General features: G+C 47.7%; 16 protein-coding genes, 12 tRNA genes and 2 rRNA genes. 2 read left to right on the top strand and 28 right to left on the bottom strand.

Going from position 1 to position 22,334, the window contains the following annotated elements:
• From recJ to MHB49_RS27320, 5 genes are all read right to left on the bottom strand, one after another.
• A complete protein-coding gene (gene recJ, locus MHB49_RS27300) occupies positions 1-2,409 on the bottom strand; it encodes a single-stranded-DNA-specific exonuclease RecJ (protein ID WP_405153728.1) in 2,409 nt (802 codons plus the stop codon).
• A gap of 39 nt (positions 2,410-2,448) precedes the next feature.
• Positions 2,449-3,414, bottom strand: coding sequence for a cation diffusion facilitator family transporter (locus tag MHB49_RS27305; protein ID WP_405153729.1), 966 nt, complete (start codon positions 3,412-3,414; stop codon positions 2,449-2,451).
• A gap of 74 nt (positions 3,415-3,488) precedes the next feature.
• Complete coding sequence (gene secF / locus MHB49_RS27310) at positions 3,489-4,397, bottom strand: protein translocase subunit SecF (protein ID WP_405153730.1); 909 nt, start codon at positions 4,395-4,397, stop codon at positions 3,489-3,491.
• Entirely contained in the window at positions 4,387-5,637 is a 1,251-nt protein-coding gene (gene secD, locus MHB49_RS27315; protein ID WP_405153731.1) for a protein translocase subunit SecD, read from the bottom strand. The genes secF and secD overlap by 11 nt, the downstream gene beginning before the upstream one ends.
• Before the next feature lie 90 nt (positions 5,638-5,727).
• The gene (locus tag MHB49_RS27320) at positions 5,728-5,967 is read right to left on the bottom strand and encodes a post-transcriptional regulator (protein WP_175383441.1); all 240 of its coding nucleotides are present in this window, start codon (positions 5,965-5,967) and stop codon (positions 5,728-5,730) included.
• A 223-nt stretch (positions 5,968-6,190) separates the two neighbouring features.
• On the opposite strand from MHB49_RS27320, the gene spoVB reads away from it, so the two are divergent.
• The gene (gene spoVB, locus MHB49_RS27325) at positions 6,191-7,804 is read left to right on the top strand and encodes a stage V sporulation protein B (RefSeq protein WP_405153732.1); all 1,614 of its coding nucleotides are present in this window, start codon (positions 6,191-6,193) and stop codon (positions 7,802-7,804) included.
• A 2-nt stretch (positions 7,805-7,806) separates the two neighbouring features.
• On the opposite strand, the gene MHB49_RS27330 is transcribed toward spoVB, so the two are convergent.
• Positions 7,807-8,514, bottom strand: coding sequence for a YetF domain-containing protein (locus MHB49_RS27330; RefSeq protein WP_405157253.1), 708 nt, complete (start codon positions 8,512-8,514; stop codon positions 7,807-7,809).
• A 228-nt stretch (positions 8,515-8,742) separates the two neighbouring features.
• Here MHB49_RS27330 and MHB49_RS27335 point away from each other — a divergent pair, with 228 nt between their 5' ends.
• Positions 8,743-9,135: a TIGR04086 family membrane protein gene (locus MHB49_RS27335; protein WP_405153733.1), complete on the top strand. Its 393-nt coding sequence runs from the start codon at positions 8,743-8,745 to the stop codon at positions 9,133-9,135.
• Positions 9,136-9,267: 132 nt separating this feature from the next.
• Here MHB49_RS27335 and yajC read toward each other — a convergent pair whose 3' ends face one another.
• The 22 genes from yajC to MHB49_RS27445 form a co-directional block, all read right to left on the bottom strand.
• The gene (yajC, locus tag MHB49_RS27340) at positions 9,268-9,579 is read right to left on the bottom strand and encodes a preprotein translocase subunit YajC (RefSeq protein WP_110002009.1); all 312 of its coding nucleotides are present in this window, start codon (positions 9,577-9,579) and stop codon (positions 9,268-9,270) included.
• A 66-nt stretch (positions 9,580-9,645) separates the two neighbouring features.
• The gene (tgt, locus tag MHB49_RS27345; protein ID WP_062325081.1) at positions 9,646-10,782 is read right to left on the bottom strand and encodes a tRNA guanosine(34) transglycosylase Tgt; all 1,137 of its coding nucleotides are present in this window, start codon (positions 10,780-10,782) and stop codon (positions 9,646-9,648) included.
• 45 nt (positions 10,783-10,827) lie between these two features.
• Entirely contained in the window at positions 10,828-11,856 is a 1,029-nt protein-coding gene (gene queA, locus MHB49_RS27350; protein ID WP_405153734.1) for a tRNA preQ1(34) S-adenosylmethionine ribosyltransferase-isomerase QueA, read from the bottom strand.
• A 7-nt stretch (positions 11,857-11,863) separates the two neighbouring features.
• Positions 11,864-13,951, bottom strand: coding sequence for a SpoIID/LytB domain-containing protein (locus MHB49_RS27355; protein WP_405153735.1), 2,088 nt, complete (start codon positions 13,949-13,951; stop codon positions 11,864-11,866).
• Positions 13,952-14,020: 69 nt separating this feature from the next.
• On the bottom strand, positions 14,021-15,031 hold the full coding sequence (gene ruvB / locus MHB49_RS27360) for a Holliday junction branch migration DNA helicase RuvB (protein ID WP_053779099.1): 1,011 nt from the start codon (positions 15,029-15,031) through the stop codon (positions 14,021-14,023).
• Positions 15,032-15,086: 55 nt separating this feature from the next.
• On the bottom strand, positions 15,087-15,701 hold the full coding sequence (gene ruvA, locus MHB49_RS27365; RefSeq protein ID WP_076287741.1) for a Holliday junction branch migration protein RuvA: 615 nt from the start codon (positions 15,699-15,701) through the stop codon (positions 15,087-15,089).
• A complete protein-coding gene (gene ruvC / locus MHB49_RS27370; protein ID WP_024633031.1) occupies positions 15,698-16,201 on the bottom strand; it encodes a crossover junction endodeoxyribonuclease RuvC in 504 nt (167 codons plus the stop codon). The genes ruvA and ruvC overlap by 4 nt, the downstream gene beginning before the upstream one ends.
• Before the next feature lie 336 nt (positions 16,202-16,537).
• On the bottom strand, positions 16,538-17,230 hold the full coding sequence (locus MHB49_RS27375; RefSeq protein ID WP_405153736.1) for a BofC C-terminal domain-containing protein: 693 nt from the start codon (positions 17,228-17,230) through the stop codon (positions 16,538-16,540).
• 239 nt (positions 17,231-17,469) lie between these two features.
• Positions 17,470-17,543, bottom strand: a tRNA-Pro gene (locus MHB49_RS27380).
• A gap of 8 nt (positions 17,544-17,551) precedes the next feature.
• Positions 17,552-17,630, bottom strand: a tRNA-Leu gene (locus MHB49_RS27385).
• A gap of 14 nt (positions 17,631-17,644) precedes the next feature.
• Positions 17,645-17,721 (bottom strand) — tRNA-Arg (locus MHB49_RS27390).
• A gap of 9 nt (positions 17,722-17,730) precedes the next feature.
• Positions 17,731-17,805, bottom strand: a tRNA-Gly gene (locus tag MHB49_RS27395).
• A gap of 22 nt (positions 17,806-17,827) precedes the next feature.
• Positions 17,828-17,905: transfer RNA gene (locus tag MHB49_RS27400), tRNA-Asp, on the bottom strand.
• A 28-nt stretch (positions 17,906-17,933) separates the two neighbouring features.
• Positions 17,934-18,007 (bottom strand) — tRNA-Met (locus tag MHB49_RS27405).
• 19 nt (positions 18,008-18,026) lie between these two features.
• A tRNA-Val gene (locus tag MHB49_RS27410) sits at positions 18,027-18,102 on the bottom strand.
• Positions 18,103-18,214: 112 nt separating this feature from the next.
• Positions 18,215-18,286 (bottom strand) — tRNA-Glu (locus tag MHB49_RS27415).
• Positions 18,287-18,302: 16 nt separating this feature from the next.
• Positions 18,303-18,394 (bottom strand) — tRNA-Ser (locus MHB49_RS27420).
• 3 nt (positions 18,395-18,397) lie between these two features.
• Positions 18,398-18,473 (bottom strand) — tRNA-Asn (locus MHB49_RS27425).
• Position 18,474: 1 nt separating this feature from the next.
• Positions 18,475-18,550 (bottom strand) — tRNA-Ala (locus MHB49_RS27430).
• 29 nt (positions 18,551-18,579) lie between these two features.
• Positions 18,580-18,653, bottom strand: a tRNA-Ile gene (locus MHB49_RS27435).
• Between the two features lie 31 nt (positions 18,654-18,684).
• Positions 18,685-18,801 (bottom strand): 5S ribosomal RNA (gene rrf, locus MHB49_RS27440).
• Between the two features lie 150 nt (positions 18,802-18,951).
• Positions 18,952-22,001 (bottom strand): 23S ribosomal RNA (locus tag MHB49_RS27445).
• Between the last annotated feature and the right edge of the window lie 333 nt (positions 22,002-22,334).

Below are 22,334 nucleotides of genomic sequence, written 5' to 3' on the forward strand. Positions count from 1 at the left end.
CTAAGATACGCCCTTCATCCGGGATATCATCCATTGTGTCAGTTGAGGGGTCGATGCATCCAGCATCACCTGCTCTGTCTCGGCCATGCTCTCAAGCGCCTGATAATGACGCGAAGCGGTTAGCTCACGCTTGGGCGGGTTATCCACAAACACAATCTTTCCATCTTCTCGGGTAATGAACGATAACTCCTCAAAAACATCCAACATCATGGTAATCATGCGCGGCGAGCAGCCACACTGACGACTGAGCACAGGAGTGATCTCTTGTTCCTCCACCGGTTCAGCTCTCCATTTGGACACCAGCATATAAATACGCTTGAAGAGTTCTCTGGAAGGCATCTGAAGGCGATCTTGGCGGTTGCCTGATCCGTGCAGAAGGATGATATTCTCGGCTCCGCTGAATAAAGCCAGCATTGCATCAAGTTGTTCCGGGGTTTCCGGCGTATCAAACACAAATAACGTCCGGACCTGTTCCTGCCCATAATGCTGCGCGGCAGCATTGCACGGAAACAAACCGACCTTTCTATCATATACCCAAAGGCACGGTTCATACAATGAATTTCCCTCGGAAACATTTGTTTCTTTCCGAACGATGGCGCCAATAGAGCCTGACTTGTATCGTAAATGTATTTCAAGCGAACTCAAGAACTGCTTCATCGCATTCAGAGGCTCCGTACTTCCCCGCAAATCAAAAACTTGTGCATGGGGAACCTGAATGTCTTGCAGCATCAATTGTGGTTTCCTCATCCCGTTCCACTCATTGACCGACAACTCGCCCATAACATCAATGATGGAGCCTGGAGGCAGGAACTCAGCCAGTGCCCCCTTGCCAAAAGCGACCGTCTCCAGCTGCTGGCCATCCTGCTCCAGAACCAATTTCAGATGACGTTTTTCCCGTCCCATCGTTCGCGTTTCTTTTACAGTCACATCGCGCAATACAAAACGAGGAGAAGGATTACTCATGCCAAATGGCTGGAGTCTGTCAATTTCTTGAATGACCTGCAGTGGCACATCACTGATTCTGCACTCGTCATCCGCAAGGCGATGGGGAACAAAGTCCTCCTCTGTCAGTACGGATGCAGCAAACTCATTCAATCCGGCCTCCAGCTCTTTTAGCTGATCACGATGAAGGCTCATGCCTGCTGCAGCCGGGTGACCACCATAATGGTCCATCGTGTGTTTACAAGCCGTTAATGCCTCATAGATGTCCAGCCCCTCTATAGAGCGCGCTGAGCCTTTACACGCACCGCTCTCCGGGTCGATGCCCAGAATTAGCGTTGGCCGATAATACCGTTCAAGTAACTTGGAAGCCACAATACCCACAACGCCAACATTCCAGCCTTCTCCCGCCAAAACGATGACGTCTGGCACTGCTCCGGAGTTAAGCTGAATCTTCTGCTCCAACTGGGCTGTCGCTTCCAAAAGTATGCCCTCAACAACCTGCTGCCTTTCACGATTCAGCAAGTCCAGTTGGCCTGCCAGAGTATGTGCCTCATCCAGATCCTCGGTTGTAAGCAGCGATACAGCTCGACCAGCATGATCCAAACGTCCACTTGCATTGATACGCGGTGCCATTGCAAAGGCAATATTAATTGACGTGACCTGACTTTGATCTACGCCACTAATTTCAAGCAGAGCACTTACACCAGGCAGACGTGTACCTCGCATGGACTCAACACCATAACTGACGATAACCCGATTCTCGCCTTCCAATGGCATCAAATCGGCAACCGTTCCAATAGCGGCAATTTCCATCCATGCTCCAGGCACTTCTCCGATCAATGCCTGAGCGAGCTTCAACGCTACACCCGCACCAGCTAACCCTTTAAAAGGGTAAGGACAGCCCGGAAGCTTTGGATTAATGAGCGTATAGGCCTCTGGCAAAACTTCAGGTGGTTCATGGTGATCCGTCACAATGACTTCCATTCCCAGCGTTGCAGCATAAGCAATCTGCTCTACCGCACTGATTCCGGTATCTACCGTAATCACCAGCGTGACTCCTTGTTGATGAGCCCAATCCAAGGCATGATTGTGTAACCCGTAACCTTCATTGGAACGATGAGGGATATAGATATCATAAGAAGCACCGAGATGACGCATCAGATGGATCATCAGGGATGTACTGGATACTCCGTCCGCGTCGTAGTCCCCATATATTAAAATATGTTCTTCACGCTCAATGGCCTGCTGGATTCGGGGCACAGCTTCTTTCATACCTAGAAGCAGATATGGATCATGCATCTGATTCAGATCAGGATGCAGAAATTGTTCTGCCTCTGTTTCATTATGAACCCCCCGACTAACCAGCAAACGTCCAACAAGTGATGAAACGGAAAGCGCCTGCGAGAGTCCCGCAGCCGCCTCCAGATCGATATTCGGTGTGTTCCACCGGTATTGCGAATAAAGCAATGATAACGCTCCTTTCCTGATCTACTGGACCAAGCTTCATTACTGAATTAATGTCGCTTCAGGATCTGGCAGTTCATGATTGGATTTATAAGGATACCCAGGATCATAAGGTACAGCCTGGATCTGTACTTCTTTCACATGACTGAAACGAGTTAAGAGAAGTGTCTTCGCCCGATTAGAAATCTCCTGTGCCTCGAGCACAGAAATTCTAGGGTTTACACTAATGACCAGTTCAATCGTAACATCATGTTCCTGTTCACGTGCTACCAGATGTTCAATCGTAATAATGCCATATACACGCTGCACCGTTTCTTTGAAGTCAATTGCTTCTTCCTGTTCCAATTCCTGAACAAGTGAACCATATACGGTATCCACAATCATTCTGTACCCTTTGTGCAGCACAAAACAGGAAGCGATCAATGCAGCTGCGGGGTCCATATATCGAAGAATACTCCACCCCATCGTTTCTCCTGTCATGGAACCAACAATGCCGACCAGGACGATAAGTGAACAGTAGAGTGCCCGACGATGCTGCTGTGCATAAGCCAGAGCCTGCGATTGATTTCGTTTACGGAAATACCGGTATTGATATTGAAAGATTGCTTCTTTCACAGCCAGTGCTGCAAAAGCTACTACAAGTGCATGGGTATATTTTTCTAAGGATTCTGGTTCCTCTCCAGACAGACTACCCAAAGCGGAGATGGCGATCTGCAAACCTCCCATAAGGATAAGCACAGATAATAATACCGAAATTCCAGGTCTCGCGATACGTGAATGTTCCTTTGACCGCTCCCTACGAGCCTTTCTTTTTGTTTGTACAGACTTCGAGGGAAAGAGGCCGGACAATGAAGAAGCAGCTTCTGAAGCAGAGTGAAGGCCGTCTGCAAGCAACGATTTGCTGTTTGCCATATAACCGAACCCAGCCTTGATTACTGCAAGTGTCAAATTCCCGGCGATCCCGCTCCACGTGGCAGCGTGAACAGAAGGGAAACGTTCTCTGGTCATGGCGATGCCCCCCTTAATACTCTACCTAAAGTTGCAAAACCGCGCCTGGCAGACGCGGCTTCACAATACAATGTTTAGTTGGATGCTTTGACAGCTGCTTTAGGTTTCTCTGTTTGTTTACCTTTAAGCGCCAGCCACAATGGAGCGGCGATGAAGATCGAAGAATATGCACCGAACAATGTTCCGATGACCATAGCAAGAGAGAACATGCGAATGGATTCTCCACCAAAAATAAACAAGCAGAGCGAAGCGACAAACACGGTGAATGTTGTATTCAGGGAACGTGTCATCGTTTGCGCCAAACTGCGGTTGACTACTTCACGCAAATCGGCTTTCGTAGTCTTTTTAGCAAAACGCATATTCTCACGAATCCGGTCAAAGATAACGATTGTATCATTGATCGAGAAACCGACAATGGTCAGTACAGCCGTAATGAAGGTCAGATTCACTTCCAGTCGGAAAATGGAAAATACACTTATTACCACAAATGCATCATGGAACAGTGAAACCACCGCTGCCACAGCGAAGCGCCATTCAAATCGGATGGCTACATAGATCATTATCCCGATACTTGCGATAAGAACCGCGTATATGGCATTACGTTCAAGCTCTTTAGCCATTTCCGGGTCAACCGTGTTGACTTCATAAGAAGCGGTTGAATCCAGTTTGGTGAACTCTTGCTTAAACTTGCTTTCCTGATTTTCATCCAGTACATTCGAGAAACGAACGTTAACCCGATCAGCACCAGGTGTAATATGAACATCCTTGGTGTCAACACCTAGGTCACTGACGATGGGCTTAATTTGATCTGCGGTGATTGCTTTAGACACCGTAATATCCACATTTGAACCTGAACGGAAATCAACCGCATAATTCAAACCCAGAGCCAAAATGCTGATGATCCCTGCAATCGTTAAAATGATGGAAAAGGCATAGGCAATTTTACTGCCTTTAACATAATCAAAATTCCAATTAAAGCGCACGAATTTCACTCTCCTTCACTCCGAAGTACTTAGGCTTCTTCAATACGTTAGCCCGCACAAGCAGGGTCAACAGGAAGCGGGAGAAGAAAATATTCGTAATAATGCTGGTCACGATATCAAAAATCAGTACCAGTGCGAAGCCTTTAACCGCACCCGTACCCAAGAAGAACATAACTGCTGCAGCAATGATCGTTGTAATGTTAGAGTCAATAATTGTACGGAACGAACTTTTACCACCAGCTCTTACTGAAGACAATATCGACTTACCACTGCGCATTTCTTCCTTGATCCGCTCGTACGTGATGATGTTGGCATCCACGGCCATCCCTATACCCAGGATAAATGCCGCGATCCCCGGAAGGGTAAGTACGAATTCTCCCATATAGAAGATTGCAAGCACAAGCCATGTATGTGTGATCAGGGCAAAGCTCGCGATAATCCCCGGAATACGGTACAGACCAATCATGAACACCAGGATAATTACGGAACCAATTAATCCCGCTTTAATCGTCTGGTCCAGAGATAGTTTACCAAGCGTTGCACCAACGCTTTGAGAGTACTTCTCTGTCAGTTTCAGAGGCAACGCACCCAAATTAATGGTATCGCGAAGCTGATTGGCTTCCTCACGAGTATACGAACCTGAGATTTGAGCAGACCCATCAGTCAATTGTTGTCTAACTTCTGGTGCTGAAAGCAATTGATCATCCAGATAGATTGCTAAAGGTTGATTGATCAAACGTTTTGTGATTTCAGAAAATTTGGCTTTATCTTTTACTTTAATGTCGATCATCGGCTCATTTAATTGAGTGAAGACAACCTTAGCCGCATTTTCGACAAACTCATTACCGCGAAGCTCAATTTTGGAGTATTCTCCTTCCTTGTCATTCGGAGCTTTACTCCGGAAGGTCAGAACAGCAGGTTCTTTCATTTTGGCTCTAACCTCGGCCTCATCCGTAACCCCTGCCAGTTTCAATCGAATCCGGTTGGTTCCCTCCGTAGTTACTTCAGGCTCACTGGTTCCGAGCGCATTGGCACGGCTTTCGAGGCTTTTGGCTGTTTGCACCAGAGAGGCTTTGCTGACTTGCTGCCCTGCTTCGAGCGGCTCTGCTTCATATAAGATCTCGTAGCCTCCTTTTAAATCAAGGCCCAAGCGTATATTTTTGAGCAGCTCCGGGCTTGTACCCACCATAACCCCTGTGGTGACAAGCACGACCAGAATGAAACTGATAATTCTTTTCATGCCGTTCCTAGATCCCCTTTCGTTCTCAATATTCCTATTATAGCGATGCCGTAAAAAGCAGTCAATTTCCAACAAAAAAGATCCCTTTCGCTAGAAAGAGGACCCCCGGTATGCAGACACGGTCATAAAGTTCATAAAGCTTGTTGCTTTCAGTGACAATATGTCGTTCACCAGTTGGTGAAGCGGTGGAATGCCCTGCTTTTCATATTTATGACTGATGCAATTCCAGACATCTTTGCTGGTGACATATTCGTAACCGACAAGCCTTAGTTCCTCTGCTTTGCTACGGCAGAGCATCTCTATAGACTGTTCCAACTCCACATCATTCATTTCTTCCAACGGGGAGCCTCCCTTCATACATCCAAGCCTTTACGCGGCATCAATATTACAACATTCGACTTTACCCGATCATATTCCTTCTTGCCGGAGATGGATCTTTTTGTTAATCGTGTCCAAGTTGTCATGAGAAGATATTGGACTGGCATAAGATGAAGAACGACGGCTTTGTCCCGTTTATGAATATCTGTACTCCAACCGGGAAAGAGGGGTAGTCTTGAAGAAACAGACATTTATCCAGGGAGCCATGATCCTGCTCGCCGCAGGCATCATTAATCGGATTCTCGGGTTCATCCCGCGCATTGCGCTGCCACGGGTTATCGGTGCAGAAGGTGTTGGCATCTACCAACTGAGCTATCCCTTTTTCATCGTACTCGTCACACTAATCACTGGCGGTATTCCATTGGCAGTAGCCAAGCTCGTAGCCGAAGCGGATACAGGCGCCAACCGTTACTCGCCCCAACGGATTTTGCAAATCAGCCTTAGCTTCACACTGACCCTTGGTGTTGTGTTTATGTTTTTGTGCATTGTCTTTGCTCCATGGGTCACCCGTTATGTGCTGACTGATGAGAGGGTCTATCACACGTTTGTCAGCATGAGCCCTATGATTGCAATCATCGCTGTGTCTGCGGTCTACAGAGGTTATTTCCAGGGAAAGCAAAACATGATGCCTACAGCAGTTTCGTCGATCGTTGAAACAGTCATTCGCATTATCTGTGTGATCTGGTTTTCCTGGCTCCTCTTGCCCCATGGAATTGCTCAAGCTGCTGCAGGAGCCATGCTGGGAGCACTTGTCGGTGAATTTGTCGGTATGCTCGTCTTGCTGTGGAACTATGCTAGACAGAAAAAGTATCTTGATCATACTCAACATCAAATGATGCTCAATTCTCCAATTGAGGCCCAACCTGCTGTTTTACAAAACTCAAATGGATCAGAGCCCGGACTTCTTCGTCGTTTACTCGCGATTTCCGTACCGGTAACTGCCGGTCGGTTAGTGGGTTCCTTATCCTATCTCGCCGAGACGATTGTCACCGCACAGAGTCTAGCTATTGCAGGTATCGCCAAAGGACTCGCTACGGCACAGTATGGTGCATTACAAGGCATGATTATTCCACTGCTGTTACTGCCTGGAGCATTAACTTCCTCATTAGCCACATCACTTGTTCCATCATTATCTGAAGCTTCAGCTCGAGGTGACCGTGCGCTTATTCATAAACGGATGCATCAGGCTTTGCGGCTGGCACTCGTAACTGGTGCTCCATTTTCCGTGTTTATGTATGTGCTTGCCGAACCGATGTGTCTCGTACTATACAACGATGCATCGATTGGAAGCATGCTTAAGCTTATGGCTCCTTTTGCTTTGTTTATCTATATCCAGGCTCCACTTCAAGCGGCTCTTCAGGCGCTAGATCGTCCAGGAAAGGCACTACTTAATACGTTTATTGGTGCTGTTATCAAAATTACGTTGATTTTGGTGCTCGCATCCCGGCCGGAATACGGCATTTTTGGAGCGGTCATTGCCATTTGTGTTAATTCAACGGTTGTTACTCTTCTACATGCAAGAAGTGTGCGCAGCTTGCTTCAGTTCCGATTCAAAATCATGGACTGGGTCAAGACAGGGACGGGTATGTTCATCATGGGCGCCGCTACTCTGGTCATATACGAACAGACTGCGGCCGTGCTTCCTTTTTGGTTCAGAATGATTCTTGCGCCCATGGTCGGTTTAATTGTTTATTTTCTCGTTATGGGTTGGACCAAAATGATTGATTTTCACGATCTTTCCCGAGCTCCCATCATCGGTTCCTGGTTTAAGCATCGTTCACGTAAATAAATTCACTTTTCATCTTTTAAACTTACGTATACTTTTCCGTTATGGTCAATGGAACATAAAAATACATCTTTGAAATCAAGAATGCCCTTTCCCTGCATCTGATTTTTAAGCCAAAACCGTGTTTTCTGAATCAGCTCAAGGTTCTGGTCTTGCACTTTACCATCCATGATCAGGGGCAGGGGCAGCCCTTCATATTTGATATTTTGGAATCCATCGACCTTTTCTTTTCTCGCTTTTTGAATGCTATTTATAGTTCCATCTTTGCCGCCAGAGGCGTTATTACCACTGGAGGAGGACTGATTTTTGGGAAAAACGGTTAACTTGCCTGTCGTCTCCAAAATGGCAAATTCCACTTCACCGATGCTGTCGATATTCTGTTCGCGCAACTGAAGCAAAAGATCATCCAGGTTATATCGCTGCTTGCGCATCTCATCCCGATGCAATGTTCCTTTAGATATCAATACAGTGGGTTTTCCATCAATCATTAGCCGTAACTTACGGCTCTTGAGACTGAGAAAAGCCATGGCAATTTGGACTACAAGCACCGTTAGCATCGGGACAATACCATGAAATAACGGCTTATTGGTGTCTTCAATGACAAATGCCGCAATTTCTGCAAGCATAATGGATACGACCAGATCAAACATGGACAGCTTCCCAATCTCTCGTTTTCCCATTATCCGGATAGATGCATAGACAATAAAGTACATCAAGATGGTTCGAAAGATATGTGCTCCGACATCTGAGAAATTCACAACAAGGTTCCTCCTTCGGATCTGAATTTTATACAGGTTCCTGAAGCGTAATCCCTATTTTGACCTGAAGCTTACATGTCCATGCAAATCTAATCTGTTCATTTAATGGAAAATTCGGTTCATAAGTCGGAAGGCTTGACCATACACTGTATTAATTTCAAACTTGTACAAGGGGGTTGCTTCATGCAGTTGATTCGCCGAATGGCTTCATTTCGAGTGTCTAACCCAATTCTTTCGGGACTCTGTCATGCTTTTGTGTGGATGATGTTAGGCGCATTGATTCTATCCTTCTTTCTCTGGATGACCGGAATGCGGGAACAGGATCTTTCCCTGTATACGTACGTTGTTCATGGCTTGTCCTTGCTGGTTGGTGGATTTGTATCTGGTAAGAGGTCGGGTGAACGTGGCTGGTATCACGGAGGTATTACCGGAATCGTTTATGGATTAATCGTATTACTGATCGGATTTCTGGCCCTCGATGCCTCGTTCAATTGGAAAGACAGTTTGCAGCTTGCAAGTGCATTCCTGATTTCTGCGCTAGGCGGCATATTTGGAGTCAACACACGAAGATCATAGCAGATCGGAGTAACCGGTTAATTGATAAAAAGAAAAAGAGAACCGGGTCCCCATGGAGATCCAGTTCTCTGGCAATAATGAATACGCTGCAAACGTACTCATAGCCTTACAGGCTTTTAGAACATCTATATTTTATTCAGCCGTTTCACGTGCAACTGCACTGCTAATCGCATTACGATCAAAAGTCAGTTTAGTAACATCGTTTACACGCAATACAACCACATCATCTGTGATTTCAGCAATCGTTCCGTGAAGACCACCGATAGTAACAATTTTATCGCCTTTTTTCAATTGGCTTAACATAGAATTACGTTGCTTTTGTTTTTTGTTCTGTGGACGAATCATCAAGAAGTAAAAAATTGCAACCATGAGTACCAAAGGTACAATCAAAGATACAATTCCACCGCCAGCATTAGCGGTTGTAGCTGGTAATGCTTGGAACATTCAAACTCCCCCTTATCGACTATGCGTACAAATAATGCTTGTTACTTCGGTTCCGCAAAAACCTGATCAGAAACCTTTGTCATTGTCATGAAGACCATATTGATCGAAAAATTCATCCCGGAAATCAAGCAAACGATCTTCCATTATGGCTTTACGCACATTGCGCATCAAATTCTGCAAGAAATGAAGATTGTGGATGGTCGTCAATCGCAAGCCAAACGTTTCATCCGCTTTGATTAAATGACGCAAATAGGCTCTTGAATAGTTTCGACAAGTATAACAATCGCACTCAGGGTCCAGTGGCCCAAAATCGGTTGCAAACTTGGCATTACGAACTACCAGTCGTCCTTGGCTGGTCATCGTTGTTCCGTTACGGGCAATTCGGGTAGGCAGAACACAATCGAACATGTCCACTCCGCGAATCGATCCCTCAATCAATGCATCGGGTGAACCAACACCCATTAGATAGCGTGGTTTATTGGACGGCAACAAAGGAACAGTGTAGTCCAATACGCCATACATCAAATGTTTCGGTTCTCCAACACTCAGTCCACCAATAGCATAACCCGGGAAATCCATGGAAGTCAAATCTGCTGCGCTTTGGCGACGAAGATCTTCGTGCATGCCTCCCTGAACGATGGCAAACAGCCCTTGATCGTTCGGACGAGCATGACTTTCCAGACAACGTTCTGCCCAGCGGCTCGTTCTTTCAAGTGATTTTTTCACATATTCATACTCAGCCGGATACGGTGGGCACTCATCAAATGCCATCATGATATCGGAGCCCAGTGCATTCTGAATTTCCATTGCCACTTCAGGCGAAAGGAATTTTTTATCCCCGTTTAGATGGGAGCGGAAGTTAACGCCTTCCTCCGTAATTTTGCGCATCTCACTAAGAGAAAACACTTGGAACCCGCCGCTATCAGTCAAAATCGGACGATCCCAGTTCATAAATTTGTGCAGGCCGCCTGCCTGACGAATAATCTCGTGTCCAGGTCTCAGGAACAGATGATAGGTATTACTCAGAATGATCTGAGCATCCATCTCTTTCAGCTCTTCTGGACTCATCGTTTTCACCGTCGCCTGTGTACCTACAGGCATGAAGGTTGGTGTCTCAATAATACCGTGAGGTGTATGTACACGTCCCAAACGGGCTCCGGATTGTTTACACGTTTTAATATGTTCGTACGTAATTGCTGCCATTGGTTTTAATCATCCTCTAAAAATTAATCGTAATACCTTCACATCTTAATAGATTAACATGGCATCGCCAAAGCTGAAGAAACGGTACTGTTCTTTAATCGCTTCCTCATATGCATGCATGATTTGTTCTCTGCCCGCAAGCGCACTGACCAACATGACCAATGTGGATTTGGGTAGATGAAAATTCGTAAGCATCCCGTCAATCACTTTGAACGTATATCCCGGATAGATAAAAATTTTGGTCCAGCCGCTGCTTTCTTGCAACTGCCCGTCTTCAAACTTGCTCCCGACCGTTTCAAGGGTTCGACAACTTGTTGTTCCTACAGCAAATATACGGTTGCCGCGTTTTTTCGTTTCATTAATGAGATCCGCCGTCTCTTGAGACAGAGAGTAGTATTCCTCATGCATGACATGCTCTTCCACATTGTCAACCGACATGGGCCGAAATGTTCCGAGTCCCACGTGAAGTGTGATGAAAGCTACATTAACGCCTTTATCCCGAATTCGGTTCAGCAGTTCATCTGTAAAATGTAAACCCGCTGTCGGAGCAGCGGCCGATCCTTCATGTTTCGCATATACGGTTTGATACCTTTCCCGGTCATCCAGTGTTTCTCTAATATAAGGAGGCAGCGGCATTTCACCCAGACGATCCAGAATCTCTTGAAAGATTCCCTCATAGGAGAACGTAAGCAAACGCGCACCCATATCGCCTTCTTCATCAATGACTGCCCTGAGCTCGTCACTAAAAACGATGACCGAACCGGCTTTCAGCTTTTTGCCTGGTTTAACCAGAGCCTCCCAACGATCGCCCTCCACGTTTTTGAGCAAAAGCACTTCCGCCTTCGCTCCCGTATCCGCTTTGGTTCCGAACAACCGTGCTGGAAGAACACGTGTATCATTCAGAACTAGTGTATCTCCAGGCTGAAGGAAGTCGATAATATCAGGGAACGTGTGATGGTTAACCTCACCGCTCTCCTTGTTTAAGGTAAGCAATCGAGACGCCGTGCGGTCAAGCAGTGGTGTCTGTGCAATCAATTGCTCCGGCAATTCAAAATCATATAAGTTCACATTCATAGTAAATTCATTCCTTAACAATAGTCGCATTTTGATAATAGTGTTTCAATATTGCCTGGTAATCATACCCTTCATCTGCCATACCTTTTGCACCCCATTGGGATAAGCCCAATCCGTGCCCATTTCCCTGACCGATGAACATGAAGCTTTGGCCCTGAGTTACAGCTCGGGCTTGACCATCACCGCTCATAACTACAAGAGCATTACTGGATGAAGTTCCTGTGCCCGACGCAGATAGTACAGCAGCCCCCTGTGAGCCGGTTTTGCTTGCTGTTTTGCCGTCAGCGCCTAATACAGTATAACTTCCGGTCCCTGCAATATCAAATAAAGTACTCGGTAATCCACCTAAAGCAGAACGGTATGTATCTGCATATTTTACCGTCATGGGCTGGCCGTTGGCTGTAACTTCAAGTGCTCTTCCTGATGGCCCGCGCTTGGTCACTTCGAGCGTTGAGATTGAGGATGGAACAGCAGAAGTCGTTTTACCCTGCAGGGTTTTAACCAATTGGGCTGACGTGAACGGCCCTCTAACCCATGCATAATCATTGGATTGCGGCACTTTGGCCAGAACAACAGCTTCGTTGCCTGGGTTCATTTTCGCTACCGGATCAACATTCGATTGAATTAACGGAACGGGACGCACATTGGTATTTTGGGCAGTAACCGTCACTTTGGCTAAACCCGCATCCGTTTTGGTCGTTAATTCTTTGACATTATCCTCGCGGATATAGCCGCTGACTCCTGTACTCAACAGCACATGATACCATGTCTGTAATCCAGCTTGAGCTGATGTATCTCCAGGGCTATCCACATTAATGAACACACCCTCGCCTCCGTTCCATACTTCGGATGGATGTGCAGTCTGTCCTCCTGCATTGGAAGAGAATACAGCTTCAACAATTTTACCACCGCTCTTGATGACTTCACCAGAGGTGGCATCAACCGCACTGGAGACTTTATCATTTTCTGAACCCATTCCGTTGTATGCCTGACTGAGTGTGGTATCCACGACATTGGCAATTTTAAAACGATCCCCCTGCTGAAGCGCATAAGAGCGTGCAGCGACAGCCTGTACTTTCAGTGCCTCTGCTGGCCAGGAAGAATAAACTTCTGCACCAACAACAGAGTATAAATATTGCTCCAGTGGAACAACATTAACCAAAGCCAAGTCGCCGCTTACAATGCTTATTTCCATGTCACCGCGATACGTCCGCCCGGAACGCTCCACCACTTTGATCCCACTGCCATCTCCTTGTACGAAAGCCTTAGCTTCACTGCCGGCAATGGTGTAATGCGGGGCTGTTTTAAGTGCATCAGTGCTTAACCCGGCATCCTGCCGGATAATAAGCGCAGCACTATTACTGTTTACCGGAGACAGGTTTACTCCTGGAACACTGGCTTCCACACTCTTTTTGAATGCAGACAAATCAGCATCTGATGAGGCTTCACCCACCCATACGGTATACCCTTGACTCCCTCCATCCAGTTGAAGAACGGTATAAGAACTAACTCCTGCCGATGAAAGAGATGCTTGTACCGCTTCTGCCTCTTGGAGCGAACTGTAGACTCCTGTAGATAAACGCTTGCTGCCCGTCACCACTGGTTGTTGTCCACCCAACTGGGCTGCAGCCACTTTTTGTACACGTGCAACCGCTTGTCCAGCCAACGCCTCTGTTGCATAGTTACCCGTGTAGAGCTGATAAGTGGCTTTCCCACTTAAAGACGTGGTAAATAACAATGGCTTATCGCTGGTTGCCTGCAACAATTTTGCAGCTGCTGCCGCTGTTTTGAAATCCCCTGTTTCCAATACCTTTACGCGGAACCCATCTGCGCTGAAACGGATTTGTCCTGCTGGAAGAGTTATACTTGCCCCGCTTTCGGAACCAATATTCCATTTTCCACCTGACTCAAGCGTAATCAGTGGAGTAGTCGATTTATAGGTGCTTCCCAGGTTCGCAAACATGGCTACCCGGATCATCTGCCCGTCACTTTCAGCAGCATAAACAGGCACTTGCAGGCATCCTACCGTCAACAGAGCTGCGGCCAACACCTTCAAACGACGACTCCACTTCTTTTTTTGTATTACTTTCCCCACGATCAGTCTCCTCTCCATGTTTGTCCCAAGTTGTAAATTAAAATGAACTTCATTGATTTATAGTCACAATTATTTGGCGTCTCTCGGTGGAACCGGCAGACCCAGATGGTGATAGGCCAAGTCCGTTACAATTCTGCCCCTCGGCGTACGTTGAAGCATGCCAATCTGCAGTAAATAGGGCTCGTACACATCCTCAATGGTCTGACTCTCTTCACCAATCGTAGCGGCAATTGTATCCAGGCCCACCGGGCCTCCACGGAAACTGTTAATCATGGATTTGAGCATCTTGTGATCGATCTCGTCCAGACCACGCGGATCAATCTGCAGACGCTGCAGTGCTTCTTCCGCCAGAGCCTGTGTGATAATACCATCACCCCGAACCTGGGCAAAGTCACGCACTCTTTTTAGCAAACGGTTGGCAATCCTTGGTGTCCCGCGGGAGCGCAATGCAATCTCTTCGGCAGCATTACCAACAATCTCCACCCCTAGAATCTCTGAGGCTCGTGAGACGATGTAGGCCAGCTCATCCACCGTGTAGAACTCCAGCCGACTAATAACACCAAACCTGTCTCTGAGAGGCGCAGACAGCAAGCCTGCACGGGTTGTAGCCCCAATCAGCGTAAACGATGGCAGATCAAGACGTACAGAGCGGGCACTTGGGCCTTTTCCAATCATGATATCCAACGCAAAGTCTTCCATGGCGGGATACATCACTTCTTCTACCGTACGATGAAGGCGATGAATTTCGTCAATGAACAGGACATCTCCTTCTTGCAGGTTTGTGAGCAACGCAGCCAGATCACCTGGACGTTCAATCGCCGGTCCGGATGTTGTGCGCAAGTTAACACCCAATTCATTGGCAATGATATTGGCAAGTGTTGTTTTACCAAGTCCGGGCGGGCCATATAACAACACATGGTCAAGCGCCTCATTGCGCATCTTGGCGGCTTCAATGTATATTTTCAAATTCTCCTTGACCTGGTTCTGCCCAATATATTCATTCAAATACCGGGGACGAAGGCTGAGCTCGACAGCTTGATCCTCCATCATCAGGTTCGCGGAAATAATCCGGTCATCCATGTTCATCCCTACCTTTTTTATGCGGCTTACTGCTCTATTATAGAGGCAAAATTAATTATCCCGTAAACAGCATTTGCAGTGCCCGTTTCATCAACACATCGACAGAATCGGCCGACGTAACATCTTTCTTCAGTTTGAGCCACACTTTATCCAGTTCACTGTCGGTATACCCCAGCGCTTTCAGCCCTTCACGAGCCTCATCCCAGGCAGAGCCGCTTCCTGCTTCTTCCGAAGGAGGGGCAAACAAACCTGTTGCATACGTGGCAGCACCGAAACCATCCAATTTGTCCTTAAGATCCAGTATCATACGCTGCGCTGTTTTCTTGCCAATCCCCGGCAGCTTGGTCAGAAACGTCAGATTCTCTTGATAAATGGCAGTCACAACATGGTCCGGCGTACCTCCAGCGAGTATACCTAGAGCAACTTTGGGCCCAATACCTGATACCTCGATAAGCTTGCGAAATAATTTCTGTTCCTCACGAGTGGCAAAACCAAACAGCAACATCGCATCTTCACGTACATGGTGATGGGTATATACCATAATTTCGCCTTCTTGCTTCGCAAATGCAAAAGGATTTGGACAGAATACACGATAACCAACCCCATGCACATCCAGCACAATATATTCATTCTCCAGATGTACGAACTGTCCTCTTAGAAAATCAATCATTTTCGCAAAACCTCATTCAACTTGGAATTTAATGTATATGAGTGTGCATGACACACCGCTACAGCCAAAGCATCTGCTACGTCATCCGGCTTCGGAATCGCCTGCAAACGCAAAAACATCTTGACCATCTCCTGCACTTGCCGCTTCTCCGCTTTTCCGTATCCAACAATCGCCTGCTTAATCTGCATCGGTGTATATTCGGCAATCGGCAGTCCCTTCTGGGCAGCAGCCAGTACCATGACACCTCTCGCCTGACTGACAGACATCGCTGTTGTGACGTTACGATTGAAAAAAAGTTTCTCCAGCGCTACCGCATCCGGTTTATATTTATCAATCAGCTGCACCATGCCCTCATATACATGAAGCAACCGTTCCTCTTCAGGGGTATGAGCTTCTGTCTGAATACAGCCATATTGAACAGGTGTTACCTTACTGCCGATTTTATCCACAAAACCAAAACCGACAATCGCAATCCCCGGGTCAATTCCCAAAAAACGCAAATCCATCTCTCCCTTACAAAAGCGAACATATGTATCGTTCATTTCATTATAACAAAAGATAGACCCTGCGGCAGGAAAAACTTTGTCCTTTCATATACTCGCCTGAATTCGTAAATAACCTACAATCGTTATTCCCTATATTACGGTGTATCGGTCATGAAACGACAAAAAGGACACCTTTCGATGTCCTTCATTTCAATTCATATTTATATAACCAGTGAATGCTCTTCGTTCACTTCATATGTTGTAAGACCTAATGGTGGTGTCCTTCAACCAAGTACTTCTCCTCCATCGGATGCTAACAATACGTTTAATGCATGTAGATCCGCCTGTTCTTTATCCACCATTACGAATTTCTTTACTGGCCTCATCCACTGCATAATCGCTGAACGTGGAGATCACACTGTCATACTCATCCTTGTCCTGAATACGGATACCTTGCTGCAATTGCTCCAACACACCTTCAGGCAGTGAGGTCTCCAATGTGCCTACGTCCATCTGAAAAAAAGTACGGATAACTTTCTCTTCTTCAGGTCGTCCTTCATAAAGGTTAAGATTTCCCACAGCATCTATGCTAATATAAGCCTGCTCTTTACATACTGGAGAGAGGTCATCCACATGCTGCTTGATCCGTAACACTTCTGTTGAGTCAACCTGAGCATCCCAATCCGGATGTTGTGTGAGCAGCATCTTTAATTGAGGAATTGCCATCTTACCCAATTGTTCCGTTTCTACTCCACAGATATATTGAGTTTCCAACACAACACTGGTTAAATGATCCGGATCCGATTCCAGTTGTCCCATCAAAGTTTGGATTTCCTGATCAGACCTTGGTTCACTCGTGGCAGGTCCCATTACAGATACAGCCTCACTGAAATTGGTTGTGAGCAAACGCTCAATTGCAGAAGAAATCGGCAAACCGCTATAAGCCAGTATGGCCACGGCAACCAACGCTGAAGTCATCCATACTGTTCTTTTCCAGCGGCGCCAGCGTCTTTTGAATTGTTTTTTGAAGTTAAACGTGTTCACATGAACCCCTTCTATCCCTTTTTAAACCTATTGTGACCGAAAGAACTGGGGTTTATGCAAAGTTACCTATGGCATCCACAATGCGCTATGACTGAGAGATAAGCAGAAAAAAGCTATATTAATTCCTTATTAATGGATGTCACGAACTTAGAGATTATCATTGCTTAGAATATGGCCACCTTTTAAACATAAATAAAAAGACGAATCATCTATAAATAGATAATCCGTCTTTTTTGAGATCGGGATGACACGATTTGAACATGCGACCCCCTGGTCCCAAACCAGGTGCTCTACCAAGCTGAGCTACATCCCGTTATGTTATACCGGCGAGAGGACTCGAACCTCCACGGTTTCCCACTCGATTTTGAGTCGAGCGCGTCTGCCATTCCGCCACGCCGGCATATGAAGTTATAATGGCGCGCCCTGAGAGATTCGAACTCCCGGCCTTTTGATTCGTAGTCAAACGCTCTATCCAGCTGAGCTAAGGGCGCAAATAATATTGGAGCGGACGACGGGAATCGAACCCGCGACCCTCGCCTTGGCAAGGCGATGCTCTACCGCTGAGCCACGTCCGCAAGCAGTAAATAAAATAAAAAATGGCGGAACCGACGGGATTCGAACCCGCGATCTCCTGCGTGACAGGCAGGCATGTTAGGCCAACTACACCACGGTTCCAGATCACTTTTCTTAAAAGAAAGGTTAATTGCGGGGGCAGGATTTGAACCTGCGGCCTTCGGGTTATGAGCCCGACGAGCTACCGGGCTGCTCCACCCCGCGTCGTTATTAAAAGTTTATATGGTGGAGGCTGAGGGGATCGAACCCCCGACCCTCTGCTTGTAAGGCAGATGCTCTCCCAGCTGAGCTAAGCCTCCATAAATGACCCGTAGGGGATACTCTCACTTCGTTCGAGACTGCGAAGCCATTGCTAACGAAGCTTATCCTCCGACGAACCTTTGGGATTCTCATCCCCTAAAAATAAAACAATGACCCGTAGGGGATTCGAACCCCTGTTACCTCCGTGAAAGGGAGGTGTCTTAACCCCTTGACCAACGGGCCTCACTAAAAAATTATCTGGCGGAGAGAGAGGGATTCGAACCCTCGAGACGCTTGTGACGCCTACACGATTTCCAATCGTGCTCCTTCGGCCAGCTCGGACACCTCTCCATATGGCTCCCCGAACAGGGCTCGAACCTGTGACAACTCGATTAACAGTCGAGTGCTCTACCAACTGAGCTATCAGGGAATGGTGGAGCCAAGCGGGATCGAACCGCTGACCTCCTGCTTGCAAGGCAGGCGCTCTCCCAGCTGAGCTATGGCCCCATATACTTTTAGTATATCTGGTATTACTATGGGCCCTGGTGGACTCGAACCACCGGCCTCACCCTTATCAGAGGTGCGCTCTAACCAACTGAGCTAAGGGCCCATATCGAAAAAAAATACCCCAAAGGGGTTTCGCTTGGCGGCGTCCTACTCTCCCAGGACCCTGCGGTCCAAGTACCATCGGCGCTAGAGGGCTTAACGGTCGTGTTCGGGATGGGTACGTGTGGAACCCCTCCGCCATCGCCACCAAACGCGATTTGTCGAAGCATAGCTTCTTGAAATCAAAGTTGGAACTGAAAATCATATACACTTTCTGTGATGTACCGATTTTCATTTTATTTCAGAGTTTATTCTCTGAAAACTAGATCCGAAACGAAATCTGCGACTTACAACTTGCATATTTGGATAAGCCCTCGACCGATTAGTACTGGTCAGCTCCATGCATTGCTGCACTTCCACCCCCAGCCTATCTACCTCGTCGTCTTCAAGGGGTCTTACATACTGGGAAATCTCATCTTGAGGGGGGCTTCACGCTTAGATGCTTTCAGCGCTTATCCCGTCCGTACATAGCTACCCAGCGGTGCTCCTGGCGGAACAACTGGTACACCAGCGGTACGTCCATCCCGGTCCTCTCGTACTAAGGACAGCTCCTCTCAAATTTCCTACGCCCACGACAGATAGGGACCGAACTGTCTCACGACGTTCTGAACCCAGCTCGCGTACCGCTTTAATGGGCGAACAGCCCAACCCTTGGGACCTACTTCAGCCCCAGGATGCGATGAGCCGACATCGAGGTGCCAAACCTCCCCGTCGATGTGGACTCTTGGGGGAGATAAGCCTGTTATCCCCAGGGTAGCTTTTATCCGTTGAGCGATGGCCCTTCCATGCGGTACCACCGGATCACTAAGCCCGACTTTCGTCCCTGCTCGACTTGTAGGTCTCGCAGTCAAGCTCCCTTATGCCTTTGCACTCTTCGAATGATTTCCAACCATTCTGAGGGAACCTTTGGGCGCCTCCGTTACTCTTTAGGAGGCGACCGCCCCAGTCAAACTGCCCACCTGACACTGTCCCCGCACCGGATTACGGTACCAGGTTAGAACCTAGATACGATCAGGGTGGTATCCCAACGGTGCCTCCACCGAAGCTGGCGCTCCGGCTTCAAAGGCTCCCACCTATCCTGTACAGATCGTACCCAAATTCAATATCAAGCTGCAGTAAAGCTCCATGGGGTCTTTCCGTCTTGTCGCGGGTAACCTGCATCTTCACAGGTATTAAAATTTCACCGGATCTCTCGTTGAGACAGCGCCCAAGTCGTTACGCCATTCGTGCGGGTCAGAATTTACCTGACAAGGAATTTCGCTACCTTAGGACCGTTATAGTTACGGCCGCCGTTTACTGGGGCTTCGGTTCACAGCTTCGGGATTACTCCCTAACCGCTCCCCTTAACCTTCCAGCACCGGGCAGGCGTCAGCCCGTATACTTCGCCTTACGGCTTCGCACAGACCTGTGTTTTTGCTAAACAGTCGCTTGGGCCTTTTCACTGCGGCCCCCTCGTGCTATTCACACTACCGGGGCACCCCTTCTCCCGAAGTTACGGGGTCATTTTGCCGAGTTCCTTAACGAGAGTTCTTCCGCGCGCCTTAGAATTCTCTTCTCGCCTACCTGTGTCGGTTTGCGGTACGGGCACCATCACCTGGCTAGAGGCTTTTCTTGGCAGTGTGAGATCATGACCTTCGCTACTATAATTTTCGCTCCCCATTACAGCCCAGCCTTAACGATGTGCGGATTTGCCTACACATCAGCCTCACTGCTTAGACGGACATCCATCAGTCCGCGTCACTACCCTGCTGCGTCCCCCCATTGCTCATAACGGCTTACGGTGGTACAGGAATTTCGACCTGTTGTCCTTCGACTACGCCTTTCGGCCTCGCCTTAGGTCCCGACTTACCCTGAGCGGACGAGCCTTCCTCAGGAACCCTTAGGCTTTCGGCGGATCAGATTCTCACTGATCTTTTCGTTACTCATACCGGCATTCTCACTTGTATAATGTCCAGCGCTCCTTACGGTACACCTTCAACCCTTATACAACGCTCCCCTACCCCTGGATCGACTTCACTCCAGCTTCGAAGCCCTGTGTTTATCCCCTGGGAAGCATTTGGTCATCCAAGATTTCAATCCTTGTCTGACAAAAATGTCCTTGTGGACAACACGCCTCAAAGAAGCAGTGAAGTCGATCCAAGCCATAGCTTCGGTGGTGTGTTTAGCCCCGTTACATTTTCGGCGCAGAGTCACTCGACCAGTGAGCTATTACGCACTCTTTCAATGGTGGCTGCTTCTAAGCCAACATCCTGGTTGTCTGTGCAACTCCACATCCTTTCCCACTTAACACACACTTGGGGACCTTAGCTGATGGTCTGGGCTGTTTCCCTTTTGACAATGGATCTTAGCACTCACTGTCTGACTCCCGGAAGTAAGTCTATGGCATTCGGAGTTTGACTGAGCTTGGTAACCCTTGCGGGCCCCGCACCCAATCAGTGCTCTACCTCCACGACTCTGTTTTCCGAGGCTAGCCCTAAAGCTATTTCGGGGAGAACCAGCTATCTCCGAGTTCGATTGGAATTTCTCCGCTACCCCCACCTCATCCCCGCACTTTTCAACGTGCGTGGGTTCGGGCCTCCAGTGCGTGTTACCGCACCTTCACCCTGGACAGGGGTAGATCACCCGGTTTCGGGTCTACGTCCACGTACTCATTCGCCCTATTCAGACTCGCTTTCGCTGCGGCTCCGGCTCTTCACCTTAACCTTGCACGGGAACGTAACTCGCCGGTTCATTCTACAAAAGGCACGCCATCACCCCTAAAACGGGCTCTGACTTTTTGTAAGCACACGGTTTCAGGTTCTATTTCACTCCCCTTCCGGGGTGCTTTTCACCTTTCCCTCACGGTACTGCTTCACTATCGGTCGCTAGGAAGTATTTAGCCTTGGCAGATGGTCCTGCCGGATTCATACGGGGTTTCACGTGCCCCGCACTACTCGGGATCCGTCTCGGAGAGAGCCAACTTTCAACTACAGGGCTATTACCTTCTTTGGCGGGCCTTTCCAGACCTCTTCGTTTAACCGGCTCCTTTGTAACTCCATGTGAGACGTCCCACAACCCCAGAGAGCAAGCTCTCTGGTTTGGGCTTCTCCGCGTTCGCTCGCCGCTACTGACGGAATCACTATTGTTTTCTCTTCCTCAGGGTACTTAGATGTTTCAGTTCCCCTGGTATGCCTCTACGTAACCTATGTATTCAGTTACGAGTAACTGGAAATTACCCCAGCTGGGTTTCCCCATTCGGACACCCCCGGATCAAAGCTTGCTTACAGCTCCCCGAGGCAGTTTCGTTGTTCGCCACGTCCTTCATCGGCTCCTAGCGCCTAGGCATCCTCCGTGTGCTCTTAGTAGCTTAACCATATTGCTCCGGTTTTGACTGCTCGCTTCCCTTGTTTTGCTTGCGCAAAGCCAAAAGTCGCTCCCATTCAATACCATCGCAAAAGCAATTAAGTACCAATTTATTAAACTTGTTATACACAAGTTCAGCTAAAAAGGAATGTTCTAATTCGCATATTTCGTTTCGATATCTAGTTTTCAAAGAACAAGCTCCATGCAAAAGCAAGCTGTTTGAGAGTTTGAGCTCTCAAAACTGAGCAACGAGTGAGCTAAAAGCTTTACGAAGTAAAGCTCGCTTCGGAAGCATGCTTCCTGAAGACTTGATTTGAATGTTTCCGCTGCGGGAAACGATTCT

The sequence above is a fragment of the Paenibacillus sp. FSL K6-0108 genome, assembly GCF_045040695.1.
Taxonomy (GTDB): domain Bacteria; phylum Bacillota; class Bacilli; order Paenibacillales; family Paenibacillaceae; genus Paenibacillus; species Paenibacillus pabuli_B.

Coding starts and splice junctions, on each gene's coding strand:
- MHB49_RS27305 (WP_405153729.1), bottom strand. CDS start 3,414: ATGACCAGAGAACGTTTCCCTTCTGTTCACGCTGCCACGTGGAGCGGG.
- secD (WP_405153731.1), bottom strand. CDS start 5,637: ATGAAAAGAATTATCAGTTTCATTCTGGTCGTGCTTGTCACCACAGGG.
- MHB49_RS27320 (WP_175383441.1), bottom strand. CDS start 5,967: ATGAATGATGTGGAGTTGGAACAGTCTATAGAGATGCTCTGCCGTAGC.
- MHB49_RS27330 (WP_405157253.1), bottom strand. CDS start 8,514: ATGTACTTTATTGTCTATGCATCTATCCGGATAATGGGAAAACGAGAG.
- MHB49_RS27335 (WP_405153733.1), top strand. CDS start 8,743: ATGCAGTTGATTCGCCGAATGGCTTCATTTCGAGTGTCTAACCCAATT.
- yajC (WP_110002009.1), bottom strand. CDS start 9,579: ATGTTCCAAGCATTACCAGCTACAACCGCTAATGCTGGCGGTGGAATT.
- tgt (WP_062325081.1), bottom strand. CDS start 10,782: ATGGCAGCAATTACGTACGAACATATTAAAACGTGTAAACAATCCGGA.
- queA (WP_405153734.1), bottom strand. CDS start 11,856: ATGAATGTGAACTTATATGATTTTGAATTGCCGGAGCAATTGATTGCA.
- ruvB (WP_053779099.1), bottom strand. CDS start 15,031: ATGGATGACCGGATTATTTCCGCGAACCTGATGATGGAGGATCAAGCT.
- ruvA (WP_076287741.1), bottom strand. CDS start 15,701: ATGATTGATTTTCTAAGAGGACAGTTCGTACATCTGGAGAATGAATAT.